The sequence below is a fragment of the Deltaproteobacteria bacterium genome (assembly GCA_009930495.1).
Classification (GTDB): domain Bacteria; phylum Desulfobacterota; class Desulfovibrionia; order Desulfovibrionales; family Desulfomicrobiaceae; genus Desulfomicrobium.
This window is the reverse complement of sequence record RZYB01000151.1, coordinates 1-6520: the sequence shown is the minus strand read 5'-3', so window position 1 is coordinate 6520 and position 6520 is coordinate 1. Positions and strand designations below refer to the sequence as shown.

Sequence of the window (6520 nt, the reverse complement as noted above, 5' to 3'; positions counted from 1 at the left end):
CTGTTGTACTGGCCCTTGCCGGTTTCCTTGTTGGGGCACATCAGCAGGTATTCGGAGTAGTTGGCGGAATCCTCGGTGTCGGAATGCCAGCCGACCATCTGGATGTCGGCCACCTGGGCGTCGAATTCATCCCAGTATTGGGCCTTGGGCATGGTCTTCAGGCTGACCTTGATGCCGATCTTGGAGAGCATGGAAACAACGGCCTCGGCGATCTTCTCGTCGTTCACGTAGCGGTTGTTGGGGGCGATCATGGTCGCCTCGAAGCCCTTCTCGAAGCCGGCTTCCTTCATGAGCTGCTTGGCCTTGGCCAGGTCGAAGCGGGGCTTGAGGCTCTCGACATAGCCGTCAAAGCCCTCGGGACCCTGCTGCTGGGCGGCCGTGGCCGTGCCCTTCATGATCTTTGTGGCAATGCCGGCGTTGTCGATGGCCGCGACAATGGCCTGACGGACCTTGGGATTGGCGAATTCAGGCTTTTTCTTCTGGTTGAGCTGGAAGGTGATGACGCGGCTGCCGGCCATGCTGACCAGATTGACGTCCTTGTTGGTCTCCAGACGCTCGAAGTCCTGGGGCGGCACCGGGGCGATGAAGTCCACGTCGCCGGACAGGAGGGCGGCGGTGCGGGTCGCGTTCTCCTTGATCGGGGTCAGGATGATTTCATCCACATTGCCCTTGCTGTCCTTGTCCCAGTAGTCGGCGAAACGGTTGTAGACCATCTTCACGCCATGCTCGCGGTGGGTGACCTTGAAGGGGCCGGTGCCGGATTCATTCTGATTGGCGAAGGAATAGTCGGTCTTGATGATGGCGTCCTTGGGCTGACCCTTCTCATCGTTGCCGGTGTAGAACTTGGAATCCATGGGGAAGATGTAGGTGGCCATGTTTTCCACCAGCGGATAGGGTTCGGTGGTGATGATGTCGATGGTATGGTCATCGATGACCTTGGGCGTCGCAAAGGCGGTGAACAGGCCCTTGAAGTCCTCGCTCTTTTTCAGACGGTCCATGGTCCAGACCACGTCGGCGGCGGTGAAGGGGTTGCCGGAATGGAACTTCACGTCCTTGCGCAGATGAAAACGCACGGTCAGCGGATCGATGCGCTCCCACTTGGTGGCCAGCCGCGGTTCGAACTTCATGTCCTTGGTCCAGCGGATCAGCGGATCAAAAACCAAATGCGTGTACTGGAGCATGCCGCCGGAGAGCTGGACATGCGGATCCATGGATTCGGGATCGGCGTCCAGGGCCATTTTGAGCGTCTTGGCCTGGGCCGCCGTGGCCATGAACATGAAGGCCAGGGCGAGAACGAGGAATTTTTTCACAAACGAACCTCCGTGGAAGATGAAAGAATATACCGTGCCCGAAGGGACCATCCCACCGGGTTTTCACCGTGGACAGTGTCGTGCGCCGGACTGGCTGTCATGTGACCTAGCCGATTTTTTGAAAATCTTGAAGCACGAAGTGCGTTGGGTATCTATTATCGATTTGTACCCCTGGCGACCCGAGCCCTGATATTTCGGAAATATCCGTGATTTGAGTGTATTGAAGATAAAGAGCGCGGGCTGTCGGTAAAAGCCGGAATCCAGCGGACGTATTTTTTTCGGTTTCATGGCGGCCTCGGGCAAAAGGAAATTCCGATTGTCAGGCCCGGTGGGCATTGCTACGGAGAACCGGCGGTGGTTCAAGGAATACTTCATGGGCGGTCCGTGGCCGGGCGGCGGCATGGAACGGGGAGGGGAGTCATGTTCAGGCAATGTTTTTTGGTATTGTTGTCGCTGCTGACTCTGTCCGCGCCGGCTTGGTCCATGGAAATCGCTTTCGCGCCCCTGCCCATGGAAAATCGCGAGACCGTGCTCAAGCAGTTCATGCCCATGGCGGTCTATCTGCGCCAGACCCTGGGCCTGGAGATTCGTTTTGAGTACTCCGATTCCTACGAAGAGATTCTGGAAAAATTCCAAACCGGCATCATCGATCTCGCCTATCTGGGGCCCTTGCCCTACGTCAGTCTCAAGACCAAGGCCAATCACGCCGAACCCCTGGTGCATTTCAGGGAGGCGGACGGGCAATCCGCGTACACCTGCGCCATCGTGGCCATGACCGACAGAAAGATCGATCTGGCCGGACTTTTCAATCAGAAAATCGCCCTGACCCAGCCCTTGTCCACCTGCGGTTTCCTGTCCACCAGCGGGCTTTTGCGGAAAAACGGATCAAACCTGGCCAGGAACCTGTACCGTTATCTCGACAAGCACGACGAAGTCGCCCTGGCCGTGGTCCGGGGGGAATATGTCCTTGGCGGACTCAAGACCGCCATTGCCAGGAAATACGCCCACCTGGGCCTGGAGGTCCTGGCCGAGACCGCGCCCCTGCCGGCCTTTGCCCTCATCGCCAATGGGAAAACCCTCGATGTCGAAACCCGGACCCGTCTCCGGGACGCCCTGGCCAGCCTCGATCCGGCTGGCGCCGACAAGGGCATGCTTGCCTTGTGGGGGGATAATATCCGCCACGGCTCCACGCCGGCCAAGGATCAGGATTACGCGCCGGTCCGCGCCCTTCTTGGGGAGGAAAACATTCCAACGGCAGGTAATTTTTAAGTGTCTGGCTGGTCTGGTCTCTTGGGGGAGCGATTCCTGGTGGTGGCCTTGATGGCGCTCATGAGCGCCGGCGGCGGGCTGTTTTTGCATTCCTCGCGTGTTTCCAAGGAAAACGCGCATCTGGCGGAGCACATGGCCGTGCTGGATACCTCCTACCGGGCCTCCATCCAGATGTACCGTCTGGCCATGCGGGGATTCCACGATTCGGCCCTGAACACGCCGGAGGTGCTGGAAATCATGCAGGCGGCCCAGAAAGGTCCGGGCGAGGCCCGCGACCTTGCCCGGGGGCGCCTCTATCGCCAGTTGTACCCCGTCTACCAATCCATGCTGCGTCAAAATCTGCGCCAGTTGCATTTTCATCTGCCCGATGGCGCCAGTTTTTTACGCTTTCATCTTTCGGCGCATTTTGGGGATGATCTGGCGGATATCCGGCCCATGATCCAGCGGGTCAAACAGCACCGCCAAGCCTGCGAGGCTTTTGAAATTGGCCGGTCCGTCACTGGTTTCCGCTATATTTTTCCTCTGGGTCAGGGGCATGCCCATGTGGGCAGCGTGGAGTCGGTGATCACCACCAAGGCCATCCGCGACGCCCTGGCCAGTCTGAGTCCGAATCAGGAATACGCCTTTGTCATCAATCGGACCCTGGCCGAATCCCTGCTTTTTCCCGAGCAGTCCTCCCTTTACAGCGAGGCCGCCATCCACCCCGGTTTTTTGGTGGAGGACGCCAATGCCTTGCTGCCGACCAGTCCTCCTCCCTTGTCCGTCACGGCCCGGACCCTGAACGCGAAATTGCGCGCGCGCCAGGATATCCAGACCCGCCTCGCGGCCGGGGAAGGCTGGGCCACCTTCGAGGAACTGGAAGGGCGCATCCATATTGTATCCTTTCTGCCGCTGCGGGACGCCATCGGGCGGACCAGTGGCTATCTGATCACCTACGCCCCGGATACCGTCCTGGTCACGTTTCGGGATGAATTTTACGCCTATCTGATGCTGACGGTGCTGGTATCGGTCGTGCTTGTCCTGCTTTTGTGGCGGTTGAGGGGCCACACCCTGTCCCTGGACCGCGAACGGCAAAATCTGTGCGCGCTCAACGATGTTTTGGCCGAGGGCGTGTACGTGACCTCCACGACCGGCGAAATCACGCGCATCAATCCCGCCGCCTGTCAGATCTTGGGTTATGCCGAGCAGGACGTCCTCGGGAAGCAGGCGCACGATCTCTTTCATTGCCATGGCGCCAATGATTTTCTGGCGTTGCAGGCGTGTCCCTTTGCCCGTGCCGTCAACGCCGGAGCGCCCTATGACGGGGAAGAATGTTTCCAGACCCGTGACGGGCGGCATCTGACGGTGGAGGTCTCGTCGCGGCCCCTCAAGGAAAATGACCGGCTGGCGGGCGCCGTGACCGCGTTCCATGATATCACCGAGCGCAAGCGGACCGAGGCGGCCCTGCGCCAAAGCGAGGAAAAAGGGCGCAAGCTGGCCATGGCCGTGGAGCAGAGCCCGGCCAGCGTGGTCATCACCGACCTCGCGGGCGCCATCGAGTACGTCAATCCCAAGTTCGAACAGAACACCGGCTACACCGTCGAGGAGTCCGTGGGTCGGACGCCGCGCATCATCAAGTCTGGTCGGATGTCGGGCGAGGTGTACACCGAGCTTTGGCAAACCATCACCGCGGGCCGGGAATGGCAGGGAGAGCTCTGCAACCGGCGCAAGGACGGCAGCTTGTTCTGGGAGCATGTCTCCATTTCTCCCATGCGCGACGAAACGGACGTCATCACCCATTTCGTGGGCGTGCAGGAGGATATCACCGAGCGCAAACGCATGGAGGAGGCCTTGCGCGACAGCGAGAACATTCAACGCAGCCTGATGGAAAGCCTGCCCATCGCCCTGGTCGTCATCGACGCCGAGACCCGTGTTATTGAAATGGTCAACTCCACGGCCGCGGAGCTGTTCGGAGCCGATCCGGTCGAGATTGTTGGCAGGCGTTGCCATAAATTTTTGTGCCCGGCCGAGGAGGAGCGATGCCCCATCATGGACCTGGGGCAGGAGGTCGATCACTCCGAGCGGGCCATGGTGCGGGCCGACGGTTCCAGCCTGCCCGTGCTCAAGACGGTGTCCCGGGTGTTTATCAAGGGACGCCGCAAGCTCTTGGAATGCATGATGGACATCAGCGCGCGCAAGCAGACCGAGGAAGAGCTCATGCTGGCCAACCAGCGCCTGGAGGCGGCCATCGCCCGGGCCGAGCAGCTGGCCCGGGAAGCCGAGGCCGCCAACAAGGCCAAGGGCAGTTTCCTGGCGACCATGAGTCATGAAATCCGCACGCCCATGAACGCCGTCCTGGGCATGACCCATCTGGCCCTGCGCACGGAATTGACGCCGGTCCAGCGCGAATATCTGGTCAAGGTCGAGCGGTCGGCCAAGTCCTTGCTGGGTGTTTTGAACGACATTCTGGATTTTTCCAAGATAGAGGCCGGCCGCGTCGAATTGGAGAGCGTGAATTTCGAGCTGCCCGAACTCCTGGACAACCTGATCACCGTGGTGTCCGTGCGCCTCAAGGCGGAAGACGTGGAATTGGTGGTGGACGTGGCGCCGGAAGTGCCGCTCGGTCTGGTCGGAGATCCGCTCCGCCTGGGGCAGGTCCTTGTCAATTTGGCCGGCAACGCGGCCAAATTCACGGAAAAAGGGGAAATCCGGGTCAGCGTGGGCGTGGACGACGTGTTGCCCGACGGCAAACTCCAGCTCCGATGCACCGTGCTGGATACCGGCATCGGCATGGACACCAGCCACGCCGCCGGTCTGTTCGATCCTTTTGTGCAGGCCGAGACCTCGACCACGCGGCGTTTTGGCGGCAGCGGCCTGGGTCTGGCCATTTCCCGACAGCTGGTCGAGCTCATGGGGGGGCGCATCGATGTCTGGAGCACGCCGGGAAAAGGAAGCATTTTTTCCTTTTCCGTCATTTTGGGCGTGGCTCCGGCGCTGCCGACGCCGGTCCTGCCCGTGGACGCGAAGCCGGTTTCGGCCCTGGTCGTGGACGACCTGGACTCGGCCCGCGCGGTCCTGGTGTCCAAATTGACCCGGCTTGGCCTGGATGTCGAAGCGGCGAGCTCCGGTCTGGCCGCCTTGGAGACTCTGGGACGCCGGGATTTTTCCGTGATTTTTCTGGATTGGAACATGCCGGACATGGACGGTTTGGAAACCTGGCGTCGGATCGTGGCCCGGGCGGGACAGGCTTCCTGTCCCCAGGGCATCCTGCTGGCGCCCCTGGGTCATGAAATGCTGCCGCGTCTGGCGCGGCGGGAGGGGATCGCCGCCGTCGTGACCAAGCCCGTCCAGATGGCCGGAGTTGTCCGGGCCCTGATGGACGCCTTGGGGACTGGGACCGCCCCTGCCGAGGCTCGTCCGGAGGACGACCGCGAGGTGCGTTTTTCCGGAGGCCGGGTGCTGTTGGTCGAGGACAACGAGGTCAACCTGCAGGTGGCCCAGGCCATTCTGGAGAATATCGGGCTGACCGTGCTGACCGCCAGGGACGGAGCCCAGGGCGTTGACGTGGCGCGGCGGGAGGCGGTTGACGTGGTGCTCATGGACGTCCAGATGCCGGTCATGGACGGATTCGAGGCCACGCGCCTGATCCGGGCCGAGGAGCGATTGCGCGACCTGCCTGTCGTGGCCATGACCGCCCATGTGCTTTCGAGCATCAGGGAGCAGGCCGAGGCCGCCGGCATGACGGATCTGATCGGCAAGCCCATCGAAATGCGGGAGTTGTATCGTGTCCTGCGGCGTTGGTTCGACGTGGTCGAAACCGCGACACCCGCTTCTGGGGAACCCGAGGTTTCCGGGTCCGACCCGCTCCGCCTGGAAACGGTGGACGTGCCCGAAGGGTTGCATCGGTTCATGGACGACAGGGATCTGTTTTTGCGGACGCTGGTTCAGGTGCGCGAGCATTA

Annotated in this window: 3 protein-coding genes; 2 read left to right on the top strand and 1 reads right to left on the bottom strand. The window is 61.2% G+C overall.

The features are described from left to right. Nucleotides 1-1310, bottom strand: a 1310-nt coding sequence (locus tag EOL86_11170; GenBank protein ID NCD26135.1) for an ABC transporter substrate-binding protein, incomplete at its 3' end; no start/stop codon positions are given. 420 nt (nucleotides 1311-1730) lie between these two features. Between EOL86_11170 and EOL86_11165 the strand changes: the two genes are divergently transcribed. Together EOL86_11165 and EOL86_11160 are read left to right on the top strand one after the other, a co-directional pair. Beyond that, entirely contained in the window at nucleotides 1731-2579 is an 849-nt protein-coding gene (locus EOL86_11165) for an ABC transporter substrate-binding protein (GenBank protein ID NCD26134.1), read from the top strand. A gap of 51 nt (nucleotides 2580-2630) precedes the next feature. Beyond that, on the top strand, nucleotides 2631-6520 hold a 3890-nt coding region (locus EOL86_11160; GenBank protein NCD26133.1), incomplete at its 3' end, for a PAS domain S-box protein.